Below are 23,267 nucleotides of genomic sequence, written 5' to 3' on the forward strand. Positions count from 1 at the left end.
TCGTCGTCTCGTGCTGGTCAGGGCACGTCGCCCGCGCCGTGCGGCGCATACAGGTCGAGCAGCCGTACGCGGGCGGACCTCAGCCGACGCGCGAGCACACCGGTGACATAGGTGCACAGCTCGTGGTCCAGCCCCGGATCCTCGGCGCACATCCCACGAACCGTCGCCGCGTCGAACTCGTAGGCACGCACCGGGCTGGCGGCCTCGGCCCCCAGATGCCATTGGTGGGGAGGGACCAGCCAGGACCAGCCCAGCAGCCGCCCCGCGCCGAGGGTCTCGATGACCGCCGCTCGTCGGCCGGGCACCCGAAGGTCGAGAGTGACCGTGCCCGTGTGGATGATCCAGAAACGGTCGGCGGATCCGCCCTCCTCGAAGATGCGCTCACCCGTCTCGAACGACACCTCACGGGCCAGCGACATCAGCTGATCGCGATGTTCCTTCGTCATGGCGCCGAAGACGCCGGTCCTCGCCATCACGGTGGTCTTCCCTTCAACGGTGGGTGGGGCCCTTCGCGGGTGCTCCGCAGGGTCGTACACCTCCACGATCGTCGCTGAACGGCTCGACTCCCATCCCGCTCACGTCGCCAGTTCGGCGCGGCGCGAGGCACCGGTCTCAGGCGCGGTGGAGGTGTCGTCGATCCGGTGGTGCAGTTCGGCGGTCACGTCGACCACGCCGTCCACGCCCTGGCACAGGCGTACGACGACCGGGACGAGGGACCTGCGCTCGACGGTGCCCTTCAGCGAGACCCGGCCGTCGACGACCCGCACGGTGACCGCGCCGGTGATCCCGAGGGTGCGGACGAGTACGTCTCCGGAGATCTCCTCCCGGATGGCACTGTCCCCACGCAGGAAGACGCGGAGCAGGTCGGCCCGGCTGATCAAGCCGACCAGCCTGTCGGCCTCGTCGACCACCGGCAGCCGCTTGACGTGGTGGCGCTCCATGACCTGGGCGGCCTCCACGGCCGTCCACTGCGGCCTGGCGGTCACGACAGGGCTGTTCATCAGTCCCTCGGCCGTCGCCGCCTCCGCCTTCGAACGGGCGGCGGGCCCGGGGCGCAGTACCGTCAGCAGGCCGGCCGGATCCAGCCGCGCGGCCTCCTTGCGCAGCAGGTCTGCTTCGGAGACGACACCCACGGGGTGCTCGTCGTCGTCCACGACCGGTACGGCGGTGATGTCGTACTCGGCGAGCAGTTTGGCGATCTCCTTGAAGCCGGTGTCCCGGCGTACCCGGACGACCGATGTGGTCATGAGGTCGCTCACCATCCGGTGCCACATGGTTTTCCACCTCCTGGTGCCGCGCGCGTTCCTCCTCCCACTCTCCGCCCGGCATGCGCCCGCCGCATGTGCCGGTCGGGTGCAGCAGGGGCGGGGGGAGGGTGGCCGGCGGAGCTGTGGGTGATGGTGCGGGTGTCCCGGTCGACGAAGGTCGTCACGACGGTGGCCGACTCGGCGCCGTCGACGGAGCGGATGTACAGGCCGAGGGCATCCAGGGCCTGGGCGGGATCGTCGGCGACGCGGCAGGCCGCGCACAGCGCGCTGCGCAGCTGCGCCATGACGCAGGCGGCGGCGAGACCGTGGCCGACGACGTCGCCGACGGCGACCGCGAGGTTCTCGCCGGGCAGGTCGGCCAGGTCGTACCAGTGCCGGAAGGGGCGCAGTTCGGCCGCCAAGCCCCATGGCAGCGGAGGGTGACCGGGGTGAGTCCGGGGGTGGAAGGCAAGGGCGTCTGGACGTGGGAGACACGATGAGTGGTCTGATGGTCGTGGGTGTGGACGGGTCGGCGCCCGGGGCGCGGTGGTTTCGCCGGGCTGCTGCTCGGGTCGTTGAGTCGGGCCGTGCTGCATCACGCCCACTGCCCGATCGCTGTGGTGCGGGGATCGGGCGGGCATCACTGACCTTGTCCGGCGCGGGGCCCGCCGCCCTTCCGTACTGCGGCCAAGGGCCCACGTGGCGGTGTGGGGCCGACTCCGTGTGCCATCAGGGCGACAGCGTCGAGGAGGCGGACACAGTGCCCGTCCTGCACGCGTCCAGGTGAGGACCGAGCTGGGCTGCGGTCCTGGAAGCCCTTGGTTGACCCAGGTCGGCGGCGGTCGTCGGGCCCCTGCCGTCGGCCGCCGGCTCTCAGTTCTCGCTGGTGGCGATGTAGCGGCCGTGCCAGGTGTGGTCCCATATGGCGCCGGTGGAGGCGTTGACCGACAGCATGCCGGTGACCTTCCCTGAGCGCAGGGTGTGCAGGGTGTAGTAGCCGGGGTATGCCTCGGCCTCTGCGACGGTCAGGTCGCTGTCCCGGTCGCGCAGCCACTTCTGGGCGCGGTCCTGGGCCTGGTCGGGGGAGACGCGGACTTTGGCCTGGCCGCGGTGGTGCATGCCGTAGTCGGTGTTCCACATCATTGCCGGGCCGTACTCGATCCCGGTGTCACCGTCGGCCGGGTCGACGAGGATCTCGGTGGCGGGCTTGCCGCCGGGGGTCTGCAGTTCGGCGTAGAAGTTCTTCGAGAACCGCATGACCTCGCCGACGCTCAGGCCGAGCCGGTCGGCGAAGGCGTCGGCGCGCTGCCGGGCCCGGTCCAGGGTCCTGACCGGGGTGCCGTCGCCGGGCAGCCAGTACTGCCCGGCCATCATGCCGGGACCCCAAGAGCAGTCATCACGGCCCATCATGCCCGGTCCCATGCCCGGCCCCCATGAGTCCCAGTCGTCCCAGTCGTCGCCCGACATGCCCGAGCGCCAGCAGTCGCTGTCGGAGGGGCTCGTTCGGGCGGCGGCCTGACGAAGGGACGTGCCGTTCGAGGTGCTGTCGCCCGCCGCACATCCGGCGGCCAGCGTGCCGGCCAGCGCGAGGGCGGCCAGCGCGGCGGCGGTCCGCCCGCTCCTGCTGTGCATGGTCATCACCTTCCCGGGCTGTTCCTCCCCGCCGCCGACTTGTCTCTTCCAGCATCGCTCCGGCGGCAGGACCCATCCAGGGATCATTCGGATCCGACCGGTACGCCGATCGGCCCATGTCATTGCCGACGCATACGGTCTGGCGGGACCGGCGCAGGCCGACGAAGCGCGCCGAGACCGGGCACGAGGGCGGCGCCTGGACGCGGTCGCCGGGCGGTCAGTGGCTGCCCGCTGATCGTCGCGGAAGGCGACGCGCTCGCGTGCCGTCATCAGCACGGCCAGTGGTACGACCGCCGGCACCAGCAGCACGGAGGTCAGTGCGAGCAGCGTCCAGGTGATGCGCCGGGTCACGGCGGCTCCCGCCGCCCAGGGGCCGCACCGAGCCGGAAACCGTGCCCGTAGACCGTCTCGATCAGCCCCGGCACGCCGAGCTTGCGGCGCAGCGCCGCGATGTGCACGTCCAGGACCTTCGTGGGGCCGTACCAGTGGGCGTCCCAGGCCCGCTCCAGGATCTTCTGCCGGCTCACCACCCTGCCCGGATCGGCGGCCAGGCACTCCAGAATCCCGGACTCCTTCGGCGTCAGCGCGATCGGCCGGCCGTCCACCGAGACCTGCCGGGTGCGCAGGTCCAGCGCCAGCGGCCCGTGCCGCAGGATCTCCGGACCGGCGGGGCGCCTGCGGCGCAGGACGGCCCGGATCCGTGCGAGCAGCTCGGCCAGCCCGAACGGTTTGACCAGGTAGTCGTCCGCGCCCTCGTCCAGGGCGACCACCCGGTCCGCCTCCTCACCGCGCGCGGTGACGGCGATGATCGCGGCATCCGACCGCGCGCGCAGCATCCGGCACACCTCGACCCCGTCGATGTCGGGCAGCCCCAGATCGAGCAGTACGACGTCGGGAGACGCAGCCGTCAGGGCCGCCCGGCCGGTACGAACCCCCTCGACCGCGTATCCGGCCTGCCGCAGGCCACGCACCAAGGATTCCCCGATGCTGCGGTCGTCCTCCACGACCAGCACCCCGTCTCCTCGGTCAAGCCCGCGACCTGCCCGTTCATGCGTCAGACCCGCTTTCGGACGGTGAGATCGGCTACGCACCACGTCGTCCAGTCTGCGTCTTTGGCCCGGCCGCGCCACAAGGGGCCGTTTGTCCCCATGCGCTCCGTGGAGGGTGGCAGCGGAGGTTGCGAGACTCGAATCCACTGCCTTCCGGAAGGGCGTGGGTTCAGAAGAACCTGAGAGATTCCTGTGCCAGGCTGACGCGCCCCACCGGCCGGCACGCGGAGACGAGCCCGAGCCGACTCCTCACGGTCGCTTCCTGGAGGAACACCCGATGAGCCTCACCGTTGTCAACGGTCTGCCGGTACACGTCCTGATCGTGCACTTCGTCGTCGTGCTCGTTCCCCTGAGCGCACTGGCGGTCGTGGTCGGCGCGATATGGCCGGGTGCCGCCCGGCGCATGGGGATCGTGCTGCCCGTGCTGGCTCTGCTGACGCTGGCGAGCGTGCCCCTGGCCACGGAGGCCGGCGAGTGGCTGGAGGAGCACGTCGACAGCAACGCCCTGGTACGCAGGCACGCCGAACTCGGCGACGGGTTGCTCCCCTGGGCCGCGGGCCTGTTCGTACTGGCGACGGCGATCTGGTGGACGACCCGCAGGCCGGCCGCGGCGGAGGCCGCTTCCGGGGAGCAGCGGACCCGGTCGGCCTCACCCCGGTCCGCGCTGGTCGTCCGCGTGGCGGCAGCGGTGCTGTCCGTGGGGGTGGCCGCGGGCGCGGTCGTGGACGTGTACCGGATCGGCGACTCCGGGGCGAACGCCGCCTGGCAGGACGGCTTCTCCAAGGCCGCCACGGGCGACCGAGGTGACAACGACCGACAGTGAGGACTGGCGATGGCATCGCTCGGGGATCAGCCTCTCCGACTGACTGACGCTTCGGTTGTCCCTGTGGGGAATCGTCGGCCCGCCGGGCGGTGACCGACCTCCACCAGGCCGCGGCCGTCGACAGCATTGGCCGGCACCTGGCCACCGAGCCGTTCGAGACCACTCCGGATGGATACGCACGGCTGCTGACCTGGCTCCGGTCACATGGCGAGGTCCTGGCGACCTGTGGGTCGTCCGCGCCGGCCAGTCTTCACAGTCCCTTCGAAAGCCTCGAAGACGGTGTATGTCGCCGTGAGCAACTCTTTGGAGCGATGGTGCGGCTCAGCCTTGGGGCGCGGCAGCTCTGCGTGGGCGGACGTTCCAGCGGATCAGCAGGACCGAGGCCGCGACGAACAGCACGGTCATGGTCGTCGGCAAGAGGGCGTCGGAGGCGTCTCCCCGCCACAGCCTTGCGTTGCTGAGCCAGGCCAGAGGGGGGTCCAGAAGGAACAGGCCCAGTCCGGTCGGCCAGAAGCGGCGGCGGGACCTCTCGGCGATGCCCCAGAGGATCAGGATGCAGGGGATGACAAGCAGGAGAAGCGTCACCAGCGTTCGATTCGGACGGGGGTCGAAGCTGTCGGAGCCGGGGATGACCAGTGCGACGGCGACCAGCACGAGACCGAGGATGAACCGACCGATCCCGGGGCGGGTTTCCTTGGGAGGCGTGGGTGGTGGGGCGGGGCGTGAGGTGACCGGTCCTGGCAAGGGGGTACCTGCGGAAGGCGGGGCAGTGCCGATACGGCGGGCCGGGGCGTTGACAGCGGTCATCGAGCCGTCCAGGCCGTAGACGAAAAGCGCGATGCCGTTTTCGGCGGCGTACTCGATCGCCGTCGCGGCACAACTGCTGCCTGTGAAGAAGAGCAGTTCCTTGTCCATGGCCCGGCCGCGGGCTCCGAAGAGGCGCTGCAGCTCCGGCCGCCCCACAGCGGACCCCTGATACTTGACCTGGCCCAGCGCGTGGGCCGATCGCACGTCGACACCACCATCGGCACCGCCTGGGTGCGCGCGGGCGTCTTCGTATCCCCAATGTCGCATCCACGAGGCTGCATTGTGCTCGGCCTCCTGCCAGGACTGGATCTGACGCCTTGCAGGAAGCTGCGACCGTATGGCTGTGGGAGTGTTGTCGCTTGTCACAGACAGGGAGTATCGCAAGCCGACCGCTGACATCCACCAGGTCGTCACCGTGCTGGTGGTGGTCTGTCTGTTGCCTTGCAGTAATGCTCCCGTGTCCGGGCCAGGAGGGCGTCGTCCAGATGGTGCGACGGAGATCTGGCGGCCGCTGGTCTGGCCCCTTCCGTCGAATCGGCGTGGTGAGACGGCACGGTGCGGGTGGCCAGGCGGTGTGCTGTCAGGACGCGCCCATGGGAGGGGCCGCCTGAGCGGAGATGTCGGTGCCACACCTGGCGGCTGCCCGGCATCAAGGAACTCGCCACCACGGTCGACGACAACCGAATGGCCCCCGCCGCCGACCCCGCCGACCCCGCCGCCTTCCCGGCGACCCAGAAGGCCGCCTGGTACTGGACGGCCGGCGCCTCCGACCCCGAGCCCGCCGTGCGCTGGGCCCTGAACCACGACGACGGCTACACCAACTACCGCAAGCTCACCACTGGATACCCCCGCTGCGCCCGCTGAACGCGTTGGTGTCCGGTTGTCACCGGTCCACGGTAAATGCCTGGACTGAGAACCTCCCCCGACGGGACACTTCCGACTTCCGAACCACCGGGAGTGTGATGGGGACAACAGACACGCGAGGGCCGACGCCGGGCAGGAGCGCGGTCGTTCTGGCACTGCGCCGCTACGGCCGGGAACTGCTGCGACTACGACGGCTGGCCCTGCCCGCGCTGCTGCTGCCGGCCGTGGGCAACATCGGCGTCCGCTACGTCGCCCCCCTGCTCATCGCCAAACTGGCAGGGCAGGCCGCCGACGACGGCGGTCTCACCCTCAGCTCGGCGATGCCGTACGTGCTGGGCTTCGGCGTGACGCTGCTGCTCGCCGAGGCCGTGTGGCGGGTCGGGCAGCACTGCCTGAACCGCGTGGACGCCCTCGGCATGGAACATCTGTACGTGAGCGGCATGGACGAACTCCTCGCCAAGGACGCGGCATTCTTCCACGACAACTTCGCGGGCTCCCTGACCAAACGGGTGCTGAGCTTCGGCAAGCGCTTCGAGGACTTCGTCGACACGGTGACGTACCGGATCGTGGGCAGTCTCGTCCCCCTGGTGTTCGGTGCCGTGGTCCTGTGGAGCTACGAACCGATGCTCGTCGCCGGTCTTCTTGTGATGATCGTGCTGACCGTGGTGGCCGCGACACCTCTGATCCGTCGCCGGCAGAGGCTCGTCAACGACCGTGAGGCGGCGATCGCCCGGGTCTCCGGCCACGTCGCCGACAGCCTCATGAACATGGAGACCATCCGGGCGTTCGCGGCCGAGCGGCGGGAGGCCGACGAACACCGCAGCCGTGTCGCGGACTCCCGGCGCCTGACGCTGAGGTCGTGGGACTACGGCAATCTGCGCGTCGACACCCTGATCGCCCCCCTGTCCGTGCTGACCAACGTGCTGGGCCTGTTGGTCGCCATCGCCTTCGGTGGCCCGGGCCAGGGAGTGGAGGAGGTCGTCGTCGCTTTCACCTACTACTCCAACGCGACCCAGATCATGTTCGAGTTCAACCAGATCTACCGGCGTCTGGAAAGCTCGATGACCGAGGCCGCGCAGTTCACGGAGCTGCTGCTGGATCCGCCCACCGTGCTCGACCCGACGGAACCCGAACCGCTCGCACCGCGGGACACGGGCATCCGCTTCGAGGCGGTGACCTTCGCCCACGCGGGCGCGAAGCCGATTTTCCAGGCACTCGACCTCGACGCGCCCGCAGGCGCACGGATCGGTCTGGTCGGCAGGTCCGGCGGCGGCAAGACCACACTCACCCGGCTCCTGCTGCGGATGTCGGACATCGACGACGGACGCGTCCTGATCGGTGGTCAGGACATCAGCCGGCTGCGCCAGACCGACCTGCGCTCACTGATCGCCTACGTCCCGCAGGAACCCGCGATGTTCCACCGCAGCCTGCGGGACAACATCGCCTTCGCCCGGCCCGGCGCCACCGACGAGGAGATCCACGCCGCGGCCGCGGCCGCGCACGTCACGGAGTTCGCCGACCAACTCCCCGACGGCTTCGCCACTCTGGTGGGGGAGCGGGGAGTGAAACTCTCGGGCGGCCAGCGCCAGCGCGTCGCCCTCGCCAGGGCCATCCTGCGCGACGCCCCGATCCTGCTGCTCGACGAGGCGACCAGCGCGCTGGACTCGGAGAGCGAGCTCCTCGTCCAGGACGCCCTGTGGCGGTTGATGGACGGACGTACGGCACTCGTGGTCGCCCACCGTCTGAGCACCGTCGCCGGCATGGACCGTCTCGTCGTCCTCGACCGCGGAAGCGTCGTCGAGCAGGGCACCCACGAGGAGCTGCTCGCGGCGAACGGTGCCTACGCCAAGTTGTGGCAGCACCAGTCGGGCGGCTTCCTCGGCGAGAGCACCGAGTCGGCCCCCGGACGCCCGGTCTCAGGGGCCGGTTCCAGCGGGCTGCCCGGACCGGCCGACCCGGCGCCGGACGGGGACCGCAGGACGTCGTCGCACGCTCGTACGAGCGCCGGGTCCACGTGACCGAGTCGGTTTCCGGACATCCTCGACCTCAGGCGGCGTCACGCTGATACGTCCGTCGCCTGCGGCAATCCGCGAAGCGCCAAGGCTCGGAAGGCCGCCTGGCCCGGCTCGTGGAACGCCACGCCCCGCAGCTGCTCACCATGGTGGGCATCGGTCCGGACACGGCCGTCACTTTGTTGATCACGATCGGGGACAACCCGGAACGCCTGGCCAGCGAGGCGTCCTTCGCCGCGCTGTGCGGGGTCAGCCCTGTCGAGCGTTCCTCGGGCAGTCGGCAGTTCCGTCGCCTCAACCGTGGCGCGACCGGCAGGCCAACGCCGCCCTGCACCGGATCGTGCAGACTCGCCTGCGCTTCGACCCGCGCACCCAGGACTACTACGAACGCCGCATCAATGGAGGGCAAGACCAGCCGCGAAATCGTCCGATGCCTCAAACGCTACGCTGCCCGGGAGGTCTTCCACCTGATCAGGGTCATACAGTCATGCCCCCCGTCATAGGGGCAGTCGTGAGAGATGAGAGGGTCTGACGGGTGAGCGAGACACCACCGAACACCCTGCAATACCGCTTTGACGGGCCAGAAGACGCACCTGTCCTGATCTTGGGTCCCTCCCTGGGCACCACCTGGCACATGTCGTAGAAGCCGTCTTCAGGCATCCACGTGGTCTACATCGCTGCTGTTCATGCAGGTGGGGCCTTTGTGGTCCAGGCGCATCGATGGTGTTGGTGACAGCAACGTGACACGTGATGGGTCACTGAGCCTCCGCCAACTTGAAGTCGCAGGTCAAAGGACTGGTATGACCGGCACTCAGGGTGCTCACGCTGGTCGTGGGCGGGAGCCTGCGGAGTAGATCGTCTGTCAGCGGTTGACTTCGAGGTTCGTCAGAACGAGCAAGGCTCGCAGGAGGCGGGTGGCGCGGGCGGGGTCGGTGCGGAGCTTGGTGAGGGTCCGCCAGTTCTTGAGGTGCGCGAAGCCGTGTTCGACTGGCGCGCGTCCGACGGCGAGGACGCGGTTGGCGTCCTTCTGGCCTGGGGTGAGCTTGTGGGTGCGGCTGGCGTGGAAGCCGGTGACGATCACGGCGTCGCGTACGTCGTTGTCCAGGCCGCGGAAGCCGAGGTCCGCGAGGGCGCCGAGGCCGGCAGCGCGCAGGTGGGCCAGGATGTGGTCGTGGCGGGCGGCGGTGATGTCGTGGGTGCGGCCGGGCCGGGCGGCAGGATCCGCCACCTGGACCGTATCGCCTTCAGATGGCGGCGCAGCAGACCGGCGAGGTGGTTGACGGTGTGCGTGGACAGCGTCAGACGGCACTGGTAGACAAGCGTGCTCGTGTCCTCGGCGCGTCCTTTGGTTTTCGTCACACAACTCCAACGGCCGCCGGGGGCACCGCGGTTACGCTCGCGCCGGACTGCTCCGGGCGACAGCGTCCCCGGTCACAGGCGGGTGGTGAACCGGCCGTCGGGCAGTTTGCGCAGCCAGCCGCGATCAACGAGTCTGACCAGTCTCCCGCGCAGCGGTTCCAGCTTGGCCCGCACGCTGACGTCGACTCCCAGCATATCGCCGACATGCCGGGCCATGACGGGTCCGGCAGCCTGCCGCACAGCGGCGAGGATGCGCTGATAGTCCGGCGGGAGCATGGTCTCCTCCAGGTCCGGCTCACGGTGCGGAATCAGCATCACCGACCGTCCACCCACCTGCCCGGGCATCGGCGCGGCTGAGGCGCGCTCGTCGGCGAGTTGTTCGCTCACCCGCTCCAGGACCCGCTCGGCGACGGCAAGTTCGTCCCGCTCGGCCCGCGCCTCCGCCAACTGCTTGGCCAGCTGTTCTTCGAGTTCGTCCAGTTCCGCACGCCGCGCGGTGATCCGTTCCAGCAGCTCGGATCCATGCACTGGATCGTAGAAGGCCACCCGGCCTCGGCGAGCAGGAACCGCAGAGCTGCCCGCTCCTACTCGGCGGCCTCCCGCACGTCTTCCACCCGCGCTGGCTGTCGGCGCCCTCGCGTCGTCGTCGATTCACGTAGCGGTGCAGGCCGTCTCCCAACGCCATCCGGCTGCCGAGAAAGCGACCTGGATTGGCCAGCACGTTCCGTCGGCCTCGACGTCGGAGCGACGGTGAAGGCGCCCCACACCGGATCGTCCACCCGGCGCCCTTGAAGGGCGAGTGCCGTACGCCGGGCCGCATCCATGCTGGACAACGTCATGCTTCGTGATCGGGGTCGAGCGCCACCATAAACCTGTTGCCTTCCGGGTCCGTCATCAGGGCGTGCATGCAATCGTGAGGTTCCACGAGAGAGGCGCCCTTGGCGATCAGCGTCTGAACCTGTTCGGCGATCGTTCCGACAAGGACGGTGACGACCGGTAGCACAGCCGGAGATTCCGCTTCGCCGACGCTGTACCCACCCCAACCCGGAATGCCGCCCCAGAACCTGATCATTTTCTCTGGGTCTACTGCTTCAAAATGAACGTGCATACTGCTGTCTCACTTTCATCTGTGCGACCGAAGCCGAAAACGGCCTACCGAATCAATCCGGCAGGCCGTTACGGGTGAACGGACTTCAGCAGTCGATCACGGTGTTGCCCGTGTCTGCGATTCCGGGCTCGCTGAAGCGTCCGTGGTACTCGACCTGCAAGGTCACCTGAGTGTTGTACGTCTCCTTCTCTCCATCATGCACGCACGTGAGCCCTGGAGTGGTGTAGCGCCCGCTGCACCTCGTCCACCCGCTGTCCTTGTGCTTCACCGTGCGCCAGTACCCGCCGTACTCGTACTGCTGAAGATCGACCTGGACCCGGCACTGGTCAATGAGGCTGTGTCGTGCACCGAGTACCTGCGGCGTGTGACAGGCCAGGGATCCCGGCTGGATTTGCTACTGCCGCATCACGCGGACGCCGAGGGATACGGCCGCCCAGTAGCAGCAGCGCTCCTACTGCAAGGCTCCCTCTGCCGCGGATCAGCTCTGGGGAGGCGGGGGTGGGCTGGGTGCCAGAAATCGGGTCAGTTTGTCCCCCATCTCGGGCGTGAGCGGACCGGCAAGGGTGAAGCCCAGATGGCGGGCGAGGTCGCCGGCGTGTACCCGGGTGGCGGCCTCCAGCAGCAGGGCGTAGGTGTCGATGGCGGTCCGGGTCCGTATCCGACCAGTGAGCGTGAGGGCGACTGAGATCGTTGCTGCGGGCCACCACCACGCGGTGAGAGGCAGGTAGAGCAGGGCCCAAGCGAACAGGGTCGTGGCGCGGGTCAGTGTCTGACGTGCGGTGGTGATCTCAGTGCGAGCGCTGTCGGGGAGGATCAGCCACAGGTGGGGCCAGACGGTGGCAAGGTCGAGTTGATGGTCCCGCTCCAGACGGACTGCGGCTGCATGGATGCGGTCTCCGCTCCAGGTTGGGCGTGTGGGGCGTTCGGTAGCGATCTGGGTCATCGCGCGGTGGGCGGCCTGCCGTTGGGTGTGGTCGGATCGCCGGCCTCCAATGGCCAGCGTGCGTGCGGCTTCCTCACGCTGTCGGTGCCAGATGCGCGCGGCGGCATCCCAACTGCGTTGCCGTCCGCTGACGCGACTGTTGATGGTGTTGCGGATGGGACTCGGCCAGGTGTGCCAGTCGGCAGCCAGGTAAACGCGTTCAGCAATGGAGCCGAGGGCCTGGGCGGCCAGGCCGACTGCGGCCGATGCTGCCAGCACGGCGAGAAGGAGCACCACCTGGCCACCCGCAGCACGAGCAGCGGGCGCATTGGCAGAGGCGGTGATCTGGCTGCTCAGCCGGGAAAGATCAAAGGGATGCGCGTGGCCGAGTGCCTGGGCCGCGGAGGCCACGGCCAGGTAAAGCGCACCAGGGAGCACAAGCAGTGACAGCCATCGGTCGGCTAGTTTTTTGCCGAGTTCGGACAGTAGGCCGCCCATGGCCTAGAGCCGTTCCCGGCGCAGGTGCTCGCCACTGATCCGGCACTGGGGGACCGATGCGGTGGCCTGCGGCCACCAGATGCGCGAACATCGGGTGGCCGGGCAGAGGTACACGACCTCGGACGGCCCTGGAGGGCTGGAACTGTCGATGCCGGCCGGGCGGAAACTCCGGATGGTCGAGCTGTCGCCGCTGTGGCCGTAGATCCCTCTGGCATCGCCGTCCGCCTGCAGATGGGCGTGCAACAGGTCGAGTGGTCCGATGAGGTCGTCGCCGTGGCGTATCGCGGCCAGCAACTGCTCCAGAGGTGTGTCGTCGCCGCACAAGCCGGAGCGCAGGTCCTCGCGGATCTGCTCGACGTTCGTGCAGACGTAGGCCAAGGCTGCTGCGGTGCGCTTCAGCGCCTCGTCCGGTTCGGTGCCCATCGCATCGTCCCCCATGTGCTGCCGACCGGCGTGGCCCAGGATGTGAACTCGGCCCCGGGTCCTCCGAGATGAGTATGGAAACCGTATCGGGAAAACACACCTTCTTCCCACTGATTGTGCTACTAGCATCACTTTGCGTGAGAAGGTCAAGGGAGGTGCGAGCGCGGGCGCTCGCCCTGAGCGCGATTCAGACGCGGCTGCAGCGCATCAACGAGGGGGATCTCTCCGCAGCGGTGGAACCAGAGGCGTTGACGGAGGCACGACGGCTGGCCGGGTTCACATGGCAGGACGAAGCGGATCAGCTTGATGTGTGGCACAGCCTTGGTTGGTTGTACTTTGTCCGCTGTCTGGAGCTTCCCGAGAGCGATCACCAGGTGAACCTGGAGGCGGCTGTCGAGTTTTTGACACCGTGTTTCATGACTGGTGTCGGAGTCCTGCCCGAAACGCTGCTGCCGACTCTCGCCGATGCAGCCGAACCGACTGCATTGCGTCTGCTTGAACAGGCACTTGCCTCGCCGGAGCCGGCCTCGACCTTTGCTGCCGTGGATCTGTGGCAGCGCTTGTTGCACGCCAGTCCGCCTGAACACCCCGACCGGGCCGGCCGGATGTCCAACCTGGGCACTGCCTTGCAGATCCGGTTCAAGCACACGGGGGACCAGGCGGATCTGGACGTGGCGGTTCAGCTCCGCAGGATTGCTGTCGTAGCCACCTCCCCCGATCATCCCAACCGAGCGGGGCGCCTGAACAATCTGGGAATCGCGTTGCTGGACCGGTTCCATCTCCTGGGCGAGCAGAGGGACCTGGACGAGGCCATCCTTGCCTGCCAGGAGGCAGCCGCGGCCACACCCGACGGTCATCCCGAACAAGCGGACCACCTGGGCAGCCTGGGCCTCGTGCTGCAGCTTCGGTACGGTCGCACCGGTGAGCAGCGGGATCTGGAAGAGGCGATCGCTGCCTGCCGGGCGGCAGCCGCGGCCACTCCTGCCGGCCATGCCGAATCGGCGTACCGCCTGTCCAATCTGAGTGTCGCGCTGTGGTCGCGGTTCGGGCGTACTGGGGGACAGGCGGACCTGGACGAGGCGATTCTCGTAGGCAGGGAGGCTGCCAAGGCCGCCCCGGCCGATTCCTCCGATGTCGCGGGTTGGCTGAGCAACCTGTGTGGTGCGCTGCTGACCCGGTTCGAGCGCACAGGAGCCCGGGCGGATCTGGACGAGGCGATTCTCATCGGCAGGGAGGCGATCGCGGCTGCCCCGGCCGACGATCCTCACCGAGCCAAATACCTGTCCAACTTGAGCGCTGCCTTGCGGAATCGGTTCGAAAGCACCGGGGAACAGGGGGACCTGGAGGAGTCAATCGACATCATCCGGGCCGGCGTGGCGACCGTCCCGGCCGACCATCCGGACCGGGCAACGTGCTTGTCCAACCTGGGACTCGCACTGCTGTTGCAATTCCAGGTCACAGAAGTACAGGCGGACCTGGAAGAGGCGATCCATGCCGGCCGGAAAGCCGTCGAACTCGTACCGGCCGACCACCCCAACCGGGCGGGATGGCTGTCGAACCTGGCTGCCACCTTGTGGACCCGGTTCGAGCGTGTAGGGGACCAGGCGGATCTGGACGAGGCGATCCGCCTCGGCCGGGAGGCGGTCGAAACCACCCCGGCCGACCACCCCAATCGGGCGGGATGGCTGTCGAACCTGGCTGCCGCCTTGCGGATGCGGTTTGAGCGCGTCGGCGACCGGGCGGACCTCGAGCAGGCGATCCAGGTCAGCCGGGAGGCGGTCGCAGCCGTTCCGGCCGACCACCCTCTGCGCGCAGGGCTGCTGTCCAACCTGGGACTGGTGCTGCGGGCTCGGTTCGGGCGCATCGGGGACCAGGCGGATCTGGACGAGGCGATCGTTGTCGGCCGGGAGGCGGTCGCGGCCACCCCGACCAGCCACCCCGACCACGCGGGGTGGCTGAACAACCTCGGTGCCGCCCTACAGGTGCGGTACGAACTCGTCGGTGATCAAGCGGATCTGGAGGAGGCGATCCAGACCACCCGGGAAGGGGTCGCCGGCACACCGGAGCACCATTCGTATCGGGCGAGATGGATGTCCAACTTGGGTGCCGCCCTGCGGATGCGGTTCGAGCGTGTCGGGGACCGGGCGGATCTGGACGAGGCGATCCGCCTCGGCCGGGAGGCGGTCGAAACCACCCTGGTCAACCACCCTGATCGAGCCAGGTGGCTCAACATGCTGGGTGCCGCCTTACGAACTCGGTTCGAGTCCACCGGACGTCAAGCGGACCTCAATGCGGCGGCGTCTGCATACACGGACGCGTGGGAGTCGTCGGCGGCACCTTCGGCCCGCCTGCGTGCGGCCCGAGCAGCAGCGCACATGCTGGCCCAGTCAGACGAAGGGCGCGCAAAGGCAGCGGATGTGTTGCAAGCGGCGGTGCTGTTGCTGCCCGAGGTGGCCTCGCGTCAGCTGGTACGCGCGGATCAGCAGCATGAGCTCGGTGTCTATGCCGGTTTGGTCGGTGATGCCGCCGCGCTGACCCTGGCCGATGCAAGGGGCGTCGGGCAGGAGCGTGCGGCCAGAGCTTTGCAGTTGCTGGAGACAGGCCGAGCGGTGCTATTGAGTCAAGCATTCGATACCCGCAGCGACCTTACTGATCTCCACCGTAAGCATCCCAACCTGGCCGCGCGGTTCGTCGCCCTGCGCGACCGGCTCGACCAGCCGGAGAACTCGGTTCCCGTTGCTGTAGTGGGTGGGAGCCCGGGCACCCAACTGGACGGCGAAGACCTACTCGTGCGGGACCGGCGTCGGTTGGCCCGAGAATTCGCCTCTGTCCTGGCCGAGATCCGCGCGCATGACGAGTTCGCCTCTTTCGGGCTGCCTCCCGCGATGGACGAACTGGTAGCTCAGTCGGCCCACGGTCCGGTTGTGGTCTTCAACATCAGTGGCTACGGCAGCGACGCCCTGCTACTCACCGAGACAGGCGTCACCGCTGTGCCCTTGCCCGGCCTCCGCTACATCACCCTGATCGACCGCATCAACGCATTCCATCAAGCCTTGAGTACCGCGGTTCTCGGAAAAACCGGAGCCTCGCGGCGCGAGGCACAGGGCACGCTGTCCCGGATCCTGGAATGGTTGTGGGACACCGCCGTCGAACCGGTCCTGACCGCACTGGGCCACGACTCTCAACCTCCGCCGCTGGCGATCTGGCCCAGGGTGTGGTGGGCGCCGGGAGGGTTGCTGGGGTTGCTGCCCGTCCATGCCGCCGGCTACCACACCGACCCGGCCGACCGCCCGGGACGGCGCACCGTCCTAGATCGGGTCATCTCGTCCTATACCCCGACCGTGCGCGCACTTGCATACACCCGCCAAGTCCTTCCAACGCCAGCCTCACCCGCCGACGCTCTCATCGTGGCGATGCCGACCACCCCTGGGCTCCCTGATCGTGATCGGTTGAGCCACGTCCTGGCCGAAGTGGAGAAACTGCGCCACCACTTGACGGATCCCGTCCTGTTGCATGAACCCGAACGCGACCGAAGCCCCGCTGACGTCCCAGCCACGCTACCCACCAAAGCCAACGTCCTGGCGCACCTGCCCACCTGTTCGATCGCACACTTCGCATGCCACGCCGCGAGTGACCCCACCGACCCGTCGAAGAGCCTGCTGCTTCTTCACGATCACGAAAAGGAACCGCTCACTGTGGCGGCTCTCGCCCCGGTCCGTCTCGACCACGCGCAACTGGCCTATCTGTCCGCCTGCCGCACCGCAGCGATCGGTGCGGAGAACCTGCTCGACGAGGCCATTCATCTCACCTCTGCATTCCAACTGGCCGGCTTTCCGCATGTGATCGGAACCTTGTGGGAGATCGATGATCAGACCGCCGTCACCATTGCTGACACCTTCTACACTCGGCTCGCCACCGATAGCGGCGCCCTGGACACCAGTCGCGCCGCCGAAGCCCTCCAGCACGCTGTTCGTGCCGTTCGAGATGGTCATGGCCTTCCCGGCGGCCTCACTCGGGTCCACACTCCGTCACTTTGGGCTGCCTACCTCCACGCAGGAGCCTGATCGACGGGCCGCCTTCACTCGATCGGACTGGAATCCCGGCAACTCCGTCTCGAGCACGGGAGTCGCTGCGTAGCTTCGAGAACGAGATCACCGGTGACCCTCAACATGCCACGCCAGCAGACGGGACCACCGACTTCGGCAGTTGGAGCCTCGATACTGTGCAAGTAGCCGTGAAGGGGGCTGTGGACACTCGTCAGTTTCCCAGGCCGTCGGCGTCTGCGGCCGCGACGGGAGCGGATGGGCGGTATGCCGCGGACCAGCGGGATGAGAGCCTGGCTGTCGTGGAGGTTCGCGGCGGAGATGCCGATCGACAGGGGCAGGCCCCGGCGGTCGACGATCAGGTGGATTTTCGATCCGTTCTTGCCGCGGTCGGTCGGATTCGGTCCCGTCAGTTGCCCCCTTTGAGGGCACGGACGCTGACGGAGTCGATCGCGCACCGCGACCAATCCAGGTCGCCGCGGGAACCGAGTTCGTCCAGGACCAGGCGGTGGAGCTTGGCCCACACCCGAGCCTCGGTCCACTCGGTGAACCAGCGAAAGGCGGTCACCCCCGACAGCCCGAAGCCAGGAGGCAGTTGGTTCCAGGTACATCCCGAGGTGGCCACGAAGATGATCGCGGCCAATACCTCGCGGTCACCTCGTCGGCGCCGTCCCCCGCCCTGCGGTCGTTCCGGAGCGGGTGGGACCACCCGCTGAAACAGCTTGCACAGGTCCTCCGGCGCCATCCGCTCGACAAGCGCAGCAGTCATCGCCCCAGACTGCCGCAAGATCACACCAACTGAAATGGCGTCTTAAGACGCCTCTGGCTGCGATCATGCGGTGGTGAACGATGGGCTGCCCGACGGTTGGACGATCGAGCGGGTGCGCTCCGCATCAGGGGATCCTGAAGCCGCCCTGCTGCCTCTCGAACGAATCGTCGTGGCTGAGGAGCACGGCCGCGCGGACTACGTCTTGCTCCGGCCCGACGTCATCCTGCCCTTCCACGACCTGTGCCTCGTACGAGCTGACGACGACTGGTACATGGGACAGCTCGAATCCGACGGATCGGTCATCTGCTGGGCCTCCTACAGCTCCGACTTGGGCGAAGCCATCCAGGGGCTGCGCCGTATCAGGCGTCCGGCCTGACTACTTTCGCAACGCGCCCTAGCTGTGAAGACTCCCAAACCGATCCAGGACGTCGTCACCTCGCCAGGGTGGGCAGTCACCGGCCCCGCCTTGAGCGGAGGGGTGCCGGTAGCGCGGGCGCTACGCCGGCCTGGATCGTGCGCAGTGCCGGGCCTTCCGGAGGCGTCGGTCGAACGGTCCGTACGCCTTGACCTTCGGCGAGTTCGAAGGCGATGTCCTGGAGGAGGGGTGCCGGGAAGTGCGCGGACAGTTCCAGGGCCCAGGTGGGCTGGTGGACGGCGTTGCCGCCCCACACCGTCCAGGTGGGCAGAGCGCTGCCGGGGCGCTGTCCTGCGGCGAAGGCGTTGAACTGGATGCCTGCGGCTTCTTCGCCGGGAGCTTCCCAGCGGATATAGCGGCCTTCGATGATCTGCTGCCAGCCCGCGTCGGCGAGCGGGCGCGTCGCCTGCGTGATGGTGGTCTCCGTGAGGCTGGCGGCCGGGCCCCATGCTGACTCGCCGGCTGAGGAGTTGAGCATGGCGAGCACGATCTCGGCGGGGGTGACGGCGGTGGCGGTGGCGTGCCAGAGCCGCTCGCTGACCGGTGTCTCGTACGCCGCGAGCGTCCATTTGGTATCGCGTCCTTGGGCCTCGTGGTCGAAGAGAGCCCGGAGAGCGAGTGATTCGTGGTTGGCGACGGTGCTGTTGTCGTCCCAGGTGCGTTCCCTGTCAAGTTCTGCGTGTTGAGCCGCCGTTGGCCTGCGCGACCGACCCAGGGCCCAGTTCTTTCGCGGTCGCGGCAGCCACCATGTCAGTGTCGGCGGGAGTGTCGTGCAGGCTGAGTCGCAGGTGCTCCACGTGATAGAGGGCCTGTTCGAGGAGCTCGGCGAGGTGGTTGTCGTACAGGCTGTAGATGACGGAGCGGCCCCGACGCTCGCCGGTGACCAGGCTGAGGTTGCGCAGCAGTCGCAGCTGGGTGGGCGCAGGCGGACTGTTTCATGTCCACCGCGTCGGCCAGCTCACCGGCCGTGCACGGCCCCTCCTGCTTTGGGCCGGCGACGACTCAAAGACGAACGGACGATGGTGCGGCAGACACCGATCCAGGGCGGTCTTCCTGAGATCAGCGGAGACGGCAGATCATCTCGGTCGGAGCAAGGAGACCTTCCTCGATGTTCTGGAGCGCCTTTGCGATCTTGGTCGATGCGTCGGTGCCCATGGCTACGCTGATCGGGGCCGGAGGCGTGTCCCCGCCCGCAGGGTTGTGCGGCGTGCTGTTCTGGTGGTGCGCGTCGCCCGCGTCACGAAGCGACTGGACGGCTTGCGAGCGGTGATCGTGCTCGGCGACGATGTCGAACCCGGACTTGCGCAGCAGTGACCGGTATTCCTCGGGGCGGGCCAGGAAGCTGTGTTCGGGCTCCGAGGCCCACGGCAGTGGGTAGCTGACGAGGGTGGGATCACTGAGGAGCATGACGTCGTACACGATGAAGAGGCTGTTGTCGGTCAGGACGCGGCTGATCTCGGTGAACAGGCGGGCCTTGTCCTCGATGTTCATGCCCACGTGCAGCATCCAGGCCCGGTCGAAGCTCGCCTGGGGAAAGGGCAGTGCGGTCACGTCCCCCTGCTGGAAGCGGGCCCGGTCGGCGAGGCCCACACGATCGGTGCGCCGGCGCGCGACGTCGACGTACTCCTCGGTCAGGTCCACGCCGGTGACATCGGTGCCTGCGTGCTGGGCCAGATGGCGGGCCGGACCGCCCAGGCCGCTTCCCACGTCGAGGACACGCAGCCCCGCTCTCAGCTCCAGGTGTTCGGCCAGCTCTCGCGTCGCCGCATGGCCGCCGGTGTGGAACTCGTCCACGCCATGGAGGTCGTCGGTGGTGAGCGTGGTATGCCCCGGGTAGAGGCGGTCGAGCGCTTCGTCGATCTTCCGGCGCAGGTCGTCTTGCCGGTAATGGCGGGCTGTGGCGGACGGTTGTTGTGTGGTCACGGGAACGTCCTTCCTAGTCGTGATCGGTGGAGAGGGTGACGTGCCGCCAGGCGTCCATCTCCTTGCGGAAGGTGTCCAACTTGGTGTCGAAGGCTTGCAGGGTGTCGGCTCCGAGCGGGAGGCGCAGGGGCGGCTCGGGGGCGGCGGTCAGCTCGACAATGGCGCGCGCGGCCTTGACCGGGTCACCGGGCTGGGCGTGGTTCAGGCTCGCGGCGGCTGCACGCATCGCGCCGACGGTGGGCGCGTAGTCGTCGATCGCGTCGGGGCCAGTCTGCAGGCTGGCGGGGTCGAGGAAGTCGGTGCGGAAGAAGCCCGGTTCCACGAGCGTCACGTGGATGCCCAAGGGCGCCAGTTCGGTGTGGAGGGTCTCGGTGAAGCCTTCGACGGCGAACTTCGTGGAGGCGTAGATACCCCAGCCCGGCGCGGTGGCGAAGCCCACGATGGAGCTGATGTTGATCACGTGACCGGAGCGCTGGTGGCGCAGTACCGGCAGTATGGCGCGTTGGACGGCGAGCGGGCCGAACACGTTGGTCTCGTACACCGCGCGGACCGCGGCGTCGTCGGACTCTTCGACGGCGGCGAGCAGGCCGGTGCCGGCGTTGTTGACCAGGACGTCGATCCGGCCGAACTTCTCGACCGCGGCGTCGACGGCCGCCTGGATGCTCTGATGGTCGGTCACGTCCAGCGGAGCGGTGAGCAGCGCGTCGCCGGCGTCGGGAAACTGTTCGCGGACGGTTTCTGCCTTCCGCGCGGTCGCGACCACCTGGTGGCCGGCGGCGAGGGCGGCACGGGTGATCTCCAGGCCGAAGCCCCGGGATGATCCGGTGATGAACCAAACGCTCATTGTGTTCTCCGTGTTCAGGTAGTGGGCAGGTCGAAGGCGGTGCGGTTCTGGGCGACGAAGGTCTCGACGTCGAGGGGGTCGCTGCCGCCGATCGTCTTCACCAGGTCGTTGGTGCCGGCGAAGACGCCGTTGCGGTAGTCGACGGCCACGGCGAGCAGGTGCTGGATCAGGTGGTCCGGCGCGCCGCGCCCGTGCAGGATGGCGGCGAATTCGTCGAGTTCGATGGGCACGTAGGTGACGTCACGGTCCAGCGCCCGCGACATCTTCTCGGCGATCTCGTAGTGGTTGAGTTCCTCGGCTCCGTACAGCGGGTAGATCTGGCCGGCGTGCGGGGCGGGGTCTTCCAGGATGGCCGCGATCACCTTCGCCTGGTCGCTTTCCGCGATGGGGGCGTGGCGTCCGTCGGCGAACGGCAGGCGCAGTTCGCCGGTTCCGTCCGCCCAGGTGTCGATCAGCCACTGGGCAAAGAAGGTCGGGCGGATGTGGGTGACGGGGACCGGGGCGTGGTCCAGGACGCGTTCGGCGACCCAGTGCTGGCGTGCCGCGTTGCTGGCGGTGTTGCGGCGGGCGGAGACCTGCGACATGTTCACGATCGCCTGGACCCCGTTCTCCTCCGCCGCCTGGGCCACGTTCGCGGTGGCGTCCATCAGGCCGGGGCGGATCGGGTAGGTGAAGTACAGGGCATCGATCCCCTTGGTCGCCCGGGCCAGGGAGTCCAGGTCGAGGACGTCGCCTTCCACGACGTCCGCTCCGAGGGCGGCGAGCCGCTCGGCGCGCCCGTCGAGGCCACGGACGAGTGCGCGGACGCGGTGTCCGCGCTGGAGCAGGAGTTCGGTGGTGTGGCCGCCGGTCTTGCCGGTGGCCCCGATCACGAGGAGCTTGCGTTCCATGATGGTGATCTCCGTTTCTTGTGTTCTTGAGAGGTGAGCTGGCGGGGACTCCAGCGTCAGTCCTTCGAGCGGGTGTCGCAGAAGATGAGTGAGGCGGTGCGATGCCCGTCGTAGGAGGCTGTGGTTGCGGGCCCGACCCGAATGGCCGAGGCCCTGTGGTCAGGGTGTCCGGCGGGGCCGGAGGGCGAGCAGCGCGGTGGCCGCGGCGATTCCGGCTCCGGCCTGGACCCACCAGGCGTGGTCGAACCCGGTGGTCGTGGCCTGGGGAGTGAGGGCGACGAGCACGGCCACCCCCACGGCGCTGCCGATCTGACGGCTCATGTTGAGTACGGCGCTGCCGGTGGTGGCGCGTTCGGGTGCGAGGGTGCCGGCGGCGGCGAACAGCGGCGCCTGGGCCAGACCGCCGGCCAGGCCGACCAGGATCAGGCCCGGGAACATGCCGCCCCAGTAGTCGGGGGTGGTGTGCACGGTCGTGAGCCAGTAGCCGGCGGCGAGTGCCATGGCCAGCGTGCCGGTCACGGCGGGGACGGTGCGTCCGAAGCGGCTCTGGAGGGGGCCTGCGTTCATCGCGAAGGCGATCGAGGCCAGGGGGGCCGGGGCGATGGAGACGCCGGCGCGCAGCGGGCTGAAGTGCCAGACCTCCTGCATGAACAGGGCGGTGCTGAGCAGGACGATGGCGAAGCCGGCGGAGAACAGGAACAGGGCCACGGAGGCGGCGGTGAACGGCCTGCCGGCGAACAGCTGCTTCTCGATCACCGGTGCCTTGGCGCGCAGGGTGCGCTCGACGGTCGCGGCAGCGGCCAGTGCGGCTGCGACGAACAGGGCCACGGTGCGGATGTCCGTCCAGCCCCACCCCGGTCCCTGGACGGTGGCAAGCACCAGCAGGCTCACGGCCAGCAACAGTGCGAGGGCGGAAGCCGCGTCCGGCACAGTGGCGCCCTTGGGCTGGCGCACCTCGGGCAGCAGCAGCGCGCCGGCGACGAGGGTGGCGATGCCGACGGGAACGTTGATCAGGAAGATCCACCGCCAGTCGAGGGTGACGAGCAGACCGCCGACGGGCGGGCCCGCCGAGGCCGCGATCGCGCCCACGCCCGCCCACAGGCCGACGACCAGGGTGTGCTGGCGCTTGGGGAAGCTCGGGTAGAGCAGGCCGAGCGAGGTCGGCACGATCATCGCCGCACCTACGGCCTGGACAGCCCGGGCGGCGACCAGCACACCGAGACTCGGCGCGGCGGCCGCGACGGCGGAGGTGAGGGTGAAGAGCGCCACTCCGGACAGCAGCATTCTCTTGCGTCCCCAATGGTCCGCGATACGGCCCGCGGGCACGAGCACGGCGGCGAAGACGATCGCATAGGCCGACAGAACCCACGACACGCTCGCGACGCCCGTGCCCGGGAACGACTTCCCGATCCCGTCGAGGGCGACGTTGACGACGAAGAAGTCGAGCTGCGCCATGAAGGCGACGGCACCCAGCACCGCCATGATGCTCCAGCGCCGCGGGTGACCCGCCTCGGCGACGGCCGGAGCCGGTCCGGTGCGCGGTGTCGCCGCTACCGCCTGCGGCGAAGTCAGTGTGGACATCCTGTCCGCCTCCCGAAGAAAATGGGCTTGGCAGCCCTTTTTCGATCCACCCCCAGGG

General features: G+C 68.6%; 21 protein-coding genes and 5 pseudogenes. 7 read left to right on the plus strand and 19 right to left on the minus strand.

Features of this window, described 5'->3' with window-relative positions; genetic code table 11:
• Positions 1 to 17 precede the first annotated feature (17 nt).
• The 3 genes and pseudogenes from AB5J50_RS40445 to AB5J50_RS40455 all read right to left on the minus strand — a co-directional run.
• Complete coding sequence (locus tag AB5J50_RS40445) at positions 18 to 473, minus strand: Crp/Fnr family transcriptional regulator (RefSeq protein ID WP_369263617.1); 456 nt, start codon at positions 471 to 473, stop codon at positions 18 to 20.
• Positions 474 to 575: 102 nt separating this feature from the next.
• On the minus strand, positions 576 to 1,274 hold the full coding sequence (locus AB5J50_RS40450) for a CBS domain-containing protein (RefSeq protein ID WP_369263618.1): 699 nt from the start codon (positions 1,272 to 1,274) through the stop codon (positions 576 to 578).
• An 89-nt stretch (positions 1,275 to 1,363) separates the two neighbouring features.
• Positions 1,364 to 1,639 (minus strand): annotated as a pseudogene (locus AB5J50_RS40455) (PP2C family protein-serine/threonine phosphatase); the annotation flags it as partial.
• A gap of 135 nt (positions 1,640 to 1,774) precedes the next feature.
• Here AB5J50_RS40455 and AB5J50_RS40460 point away from each other — a divergent pair.
• Positions 1,775 to 1,894: pseudogene (locus AB5J50_RS40460) on the plus strand (universal stress protein); the annotation flags it as partial.
• Between the two features lie 226 nt (positions 1,895 to 2,120).
• On the opposite strand, the gene AB5J50_RS40465 reads toward AB5J50_RS40460, so the two are convergent.
• Both AB5J50_RS40465 and AB5J50_RS40470 read right to left on the minus strand, forming a co-directional pair.
• Positions 2,121 to 2,879, minus strand: coding sequence for a hypothetical protein (locus AB5J50_RS40465; RefSeq protein ID WP_369263619.1), 759 nt, complete (start codon positions 2,877 to 2,879; stop codon positions 2,121 to 2,123).
• 347 nt (positions 2,880 to 3,226) lie between these two features.
• Entirely contained in the window at positions 3,227 to 3,892 is a 666-nt protein-coding gene (locus tag AB5J50_RS40470) for a response regulator transcription factor (RefSeq protein ID WP_369263620.1), read from the minus strand.
• A 313-nt stretch (positions 3,893 to 4,205) separates the two neighbouring features.
• Here AB5J50_RS40470 and AB5J50_RS40475 point away from each other — a divergent pair, with 313 nt between their 5' ends.
• Entirely contained in the window at positions 4,206 to 4,751 is a 546-nt protein-coding gene (locus tag AB5J50_RS40475) for a DUF2231 domain-containing protein (protein WP_369263621.1), read from the plus strand.
• A 321-nt stretch (positions 4,752 to 5,072) separates the two neighbouring features.
• Here AB5J50_RS40475 and AB5J50_RS40480 read toward each other — a convergent pair whose 3' ends face one another.
• Positions 5,073 to 5,957, minus strand: a complete 885-nt coding sequence (locus AB5J50_RS40480; RefSeq protein WP_369265650.1) for a restriction endonuclease — start codon at positions 5,955 to 5,957, stop codon at positions 5,073 to 5,075.
• Between the two features lie 162 nt (positions 5,958 to 6,119).
• On the opposite strand from AB5J50_RS40480, the gene AB5J50_RS40485 reads away from it, so the two are divergent.
• The 3 genes from AB5J50_RS40485 (at position 6,120) to AB5J50_RS40495 (ending at position 8,937) form a co-directional block, all read left to right on the plus strand.
• The gene (locus AB5J50_RS40485) at positions 6,120 to 6,422 is read left to right on the plus strand and encodes a DUF1566 domain-containing protein (protein WP_369263622.1); all 303 of its coding nucleotides are present in this window, start codon (positions 6,120 to 6,122) and stop codon (positions 6,420 to 6,422) included.
• Between the two features lie 98 nt (positions 6,423 to 6,520).
• A complete protein-coding gene (locus AB5J50_RS40490) occupies positions 6,521 to 8,440 on the plus strand; it encodes an ABC transporter ATP-binding protein (RefSeq protein ID WP_369263623.1) in 1,920 nt (639 codons plus the stop codon).
• Between the two features lie 140 nt (positions 8,441 to 8,580).
• Positions 8,581 to 8,937, plus strand: coding sequence for a transposase (locus AB5J50_RS40495; RefSeq protein WP_369265651.1), 357 nt, complete (start codon positions 8,581 to 8,583; stop codon positions 8,935 to 8,937).
• A gap of 359 nt (positions 8,938 to 9,296) precedes the next feature.
• Here the strand turns inward: AB5J50_RS40495 and AB5J50_RS40500 are convergent, their stop codons facing one another.
• The 5 genes from AB5J50_RS40500 to AB5J50_RS40520 form a co-directional block, all read right to left on the minus strand.
• Positions 9,297 to 9,662, minus strand: a complete 366-nt coding sequence (locus AB5J50_RS40500; RefSeq protein ID WP_369263624.1) for a transposase family protein — start codon at positions 9,660 to 9,662, stop codon at positions 9,297 to 9,299.
• Positions 9,663 to 9,865: 203 nt separating this feature from the next.
• Positions 9,866 to 10,321 (minus strand): hypothetical protein, encoded by a 456-nt coding sequence (locus AB5J50_RS40505; RefSeq protein WP_369263625.1) that lies wholly within the window; start codon positions 10,319 to 10,321, stop codon positions 9,866 to 9,868.
• Between the two features lie 307 nt (positions 10,322 to 10,628).
• Entirely contained in the window at positions 10,629 to 10,865 is a 237-nt protein-coding gene (locus AB5J50_RS40510; protein ID WP_369263626.1) for a VOC family protein, read from the minus strand.
• A 514-nt stretch (positions 10,866 to 11,379) separates the two neighbouring features.
• Positions 11,380 to 12,321 carry a hypothetical protein gene (locus AB5J50_RS40515; protein ID WP_369263627.1) on the minus strand — a complete coding sequence of 314 codons (942 nt, stop codon included), beginning with the start codon at positions 12,319 to 12,321 and terminating at the stop codon, positions 11,380 to 11,382.
• Positions 12,322 to 12,324: 3 nt separating this feature from the next.
• Positions 12,325 to 12,744: a hypothetical protein gene (locus AB5J50_RS40520; RefSeq protein ID WP_369263628.1), complete on the minus strand. Its 420-nt coding sequence runs from the start codon at positions 12,742 to 12,744 to the stop codon at positions 12,325 to 12,327.
• A gap of 68 nt (positions 12,745 to 12,812) precedes the next feature.
• Here AB5J50_RS40520 and AB5J50_RS40525 point away from each other — a divergent pair, with 68 nt between their 5' ends.
• Positions 12,813 to 16,808, plus strand: a complete 3,996-nt coding sequence (locus tag AB5J50_RS40525; RefSeq protein WP_369263629.1) for a CHAT domain-containing protein — start codon at positions 12,813 to 12,815, stop codon at positions 16,806 to 16,808.
• A gap of 194 nt (positions 16,809 to 17,002) precedes the next feature.
• Here the strand turns inward: AB5J50_RS40525 and AB5J50_RS40530 are convergent.
• Positions 17,003 to 17,556, minus strand: a pseudogene (locus tag AB5J50_RS40530) (IS5 family transposase); the annotation flags it as partial.
• A 73-nt stretch (positions 17,557 to 17,629) separates the two neighbouring features.
• On the opposite strand from AB5J50_RS40530, the gene AB5J50_RS40535 reads away from it, so the two are divergent.
• On the plus strand, positions 17,630 to 17,932 hold the full coding sequence (locus AB5J50_RS40535) for a hypothetical protein (RefSeq protein WP_369263630.1): 303 nt from the start codon (positions 17,630 to 17,632) through the stop codon (positions 17,930 to 17,932).
• 76 nt (positions 17,933 to 18,008) lie between these two features.
• Here the strand turns inward: AB5J50_RS40535 and AB5J50_RS40540 are convergent, their stop codons facing one another.
• The 7 genes and pseudogenes from AB5J50_RS40540 to AB5J50_RS40570 form a co-directional block, all read right to left on the minus strand.
• Entirely contained in the window at positions 18,009 to 18,449 is a 441-nt protein-coding gene (locus AB5J50_RS40540) for a DUF317 domain-containing protein (RefSeq protein ID WP_369263631.1), read from the minus strand.
• Positions 18,450 to 18,452: 3 nt separating this feature from the next.
• A pseudogene (locus AB5J50_RS40545) lies at positions 18,453 to 18,725 on the minus strand (DUF317 domain-containing protein); the annotation flags it as partial.
• A pseudogene (locus AB5J50_RS40550) lies at positions 18,640 to 18,982 on the minus strand (ArsR/SmtB family transcription factor); the annotation flags it as partial. The pseudogenes AB5J50_RS40550 and AB5J50_RS40545, both read right to left, overlap by 86 nt.
• 48 nt (positions 18,983 to 19,030) lie before the next feature.
• Complete coding sequence (locus AB5J50_RS40555; RefSeq protein ID WP_369263632.1) at positions 19,031 to 19,894, minus strand: cyclopropane-fatty-acyl-phospholipid synthase family protein; 864 nt, start codon at positions 19,892 to 19,894, stop codon at positions 19,031 to 19,033.
• A gap of 13 nt (positions 19,895 to 19,907) precedes the next feature.
• Positions 19,908 to 20,738: an oxidoreductase gene (locus AB5J50_RS40560; RefSeq protein ID WP_369263633.1), complete on the minus strand. Its 831-nt coding sequence runs from the start codon at positions 20,736 to 20,738 to the stop codon at positions 19,908 to 19,910.
• A gap of 14 nt (positions 20,739 to 20,752) precedes the next feature.
• The gene (locus AB5J50_RS40565; RefSeq protein ID WP_369263634.1) at positions 20,753 to 21,628 is read right to left on the minus strand and encodes an NmrA family NAD(P)-binding protein; all 876 of its coding nucleotides are present in this window, start codon (positions 21,626 to 21,628) and stop codon (positions 20,753 to 20,755) included.
• Positions 21,629 to 21,787: 159 nt separating this feature from the next.
• Positions 21,788 to 23,209 (minus strand): MFS transporter, encoded by a 1,422-nt coding sequence (locus AB5J50_RS40570; RefSeq protein WP_369263635.1) that lies wholly within the window; start codon positions 23,207 to 23,209, stop codon positions 21,788 to 21,790.
• Positions 23,210 to 23,267: the final 58 nt, after the last annotated feature.

Source organism: Streptomyces sp. R35 (assembly GCF_041053035.1).
In the GTDB taxonomy this organism is placed as follows: Bacteria; Actinomycetota; Actinomycetes; order Streptomycetales; family Streptomycetaceae; genus Streptomyces; species Streptomyces lutosisoli.

Bases quoted from the DNA above. Each gene is read 5' to 3' on its own strand.
- AB5J50_RS40475 (WP_369263621.1), top strand. From the start codon at position 4,206: ATGAGCCTCACCGTTGTCAACGGTCTGCCGGTACACGTCCTGATCGTG.
- AB5J50_RS40515 (WP_369263627.1), bottom strand. From the start codon at position 12,321: ATGGGCGGCCTACTGTCCGAACTCGGCAAAAAACTAGCCGACCGATGG.
- AB5J50_RS40445 (WP_369263617.1), bottom strand. From the start codon at position 473: ATGGCGAGGACCGGCGTCTTCGGCGCCATGACGAAGGAACATCGCGAT.
- AB5J50_RS40565 (WP_369263634.1), bottom strand. From the start codon at position 21,628: ATGGAACGCAAGCTCCTCGTGATCGGGGCCACCGGCAAGACCGGCGGC.
- AB5J50_RS40570 (WP_369263635.1), bottom strand. From the start codon at position 23,209: ATGTCCACACTGACTTCGCCGCAGGCGGTAGCGGCGACACCGCGCACC.
- AB5J50_RS40480 (WP_369265650.1), bottom strand. From the start codon at position 5,957: ATGTCAGCGGTCGGCTTGCGATACTCCCTGTCTGTGACAAGCGACAAC.
- AB5J50_RS40465 (WP_369263619.1), bottom strand. From the start codon at position 2,879: ATGCACAGCAGGAGCGGGCGGACCGCCGCCGCGCTGGCCGCCCTCGCG.
- AB5J50_RS40495 (WP_369265651.1), top strand. From the start codon at position 8,581: ATGGTGGGCATCGGTCCGGACACGGCCGTCACTTTGTTGATCACGATC.
- AB5J50_RS40560 (WP_369263633.1), bottom strand. From the start codon at position 20,738: ATGAGCGTTTGGTTCATCACCGGATCATCCCGGGGCTTCGGCCTGGAG.
- AB5J50_RS40490 (WP_369263623.1), top strand. From the start codon at position 6,521: ATGGGGACAACAGACACGCGAGGGCCGACGCCGGGCAGGAGCGCGGTC.
- AB5J50_RS40525 (WP_369263629.1), top strand. From the start codon at position 12,813: ATGAGTATGGAAACCGTATCGGGAAAACACACCTTCTTCCCACTGATT.
- AB5J50_RS40520 (WP_369263628.1), bottom strand. From the start codon at position 12,744: ATGGGCACCGAACCGGACGAGGCGCTGAAGCGCACCGCAGCAGCCTTG.
- AB5J50_RS40540 (WP_369263631.1), bottom strand. From the start codon at position 18,449: ATGCTCAACTCCTCAGCCGGCGAGTCAGCATGGGGCCCGGCCGCCAGC.
- AB5J50_RS40510 (WP_369263626.1), bottom strand. From the start codon at position 10,865: ATGATCAGGTTCTGGGGCGGCATTCCGGGTTGGGGTGGGTACAGCGTC.
- AB5J50_RS40450 (WP_369263618.1), bottom strand. From the start codon at position 1,274: ATGTGGCACCGGATGGTGAGCGACCTCATGACCACATCGGTCGTCCGG.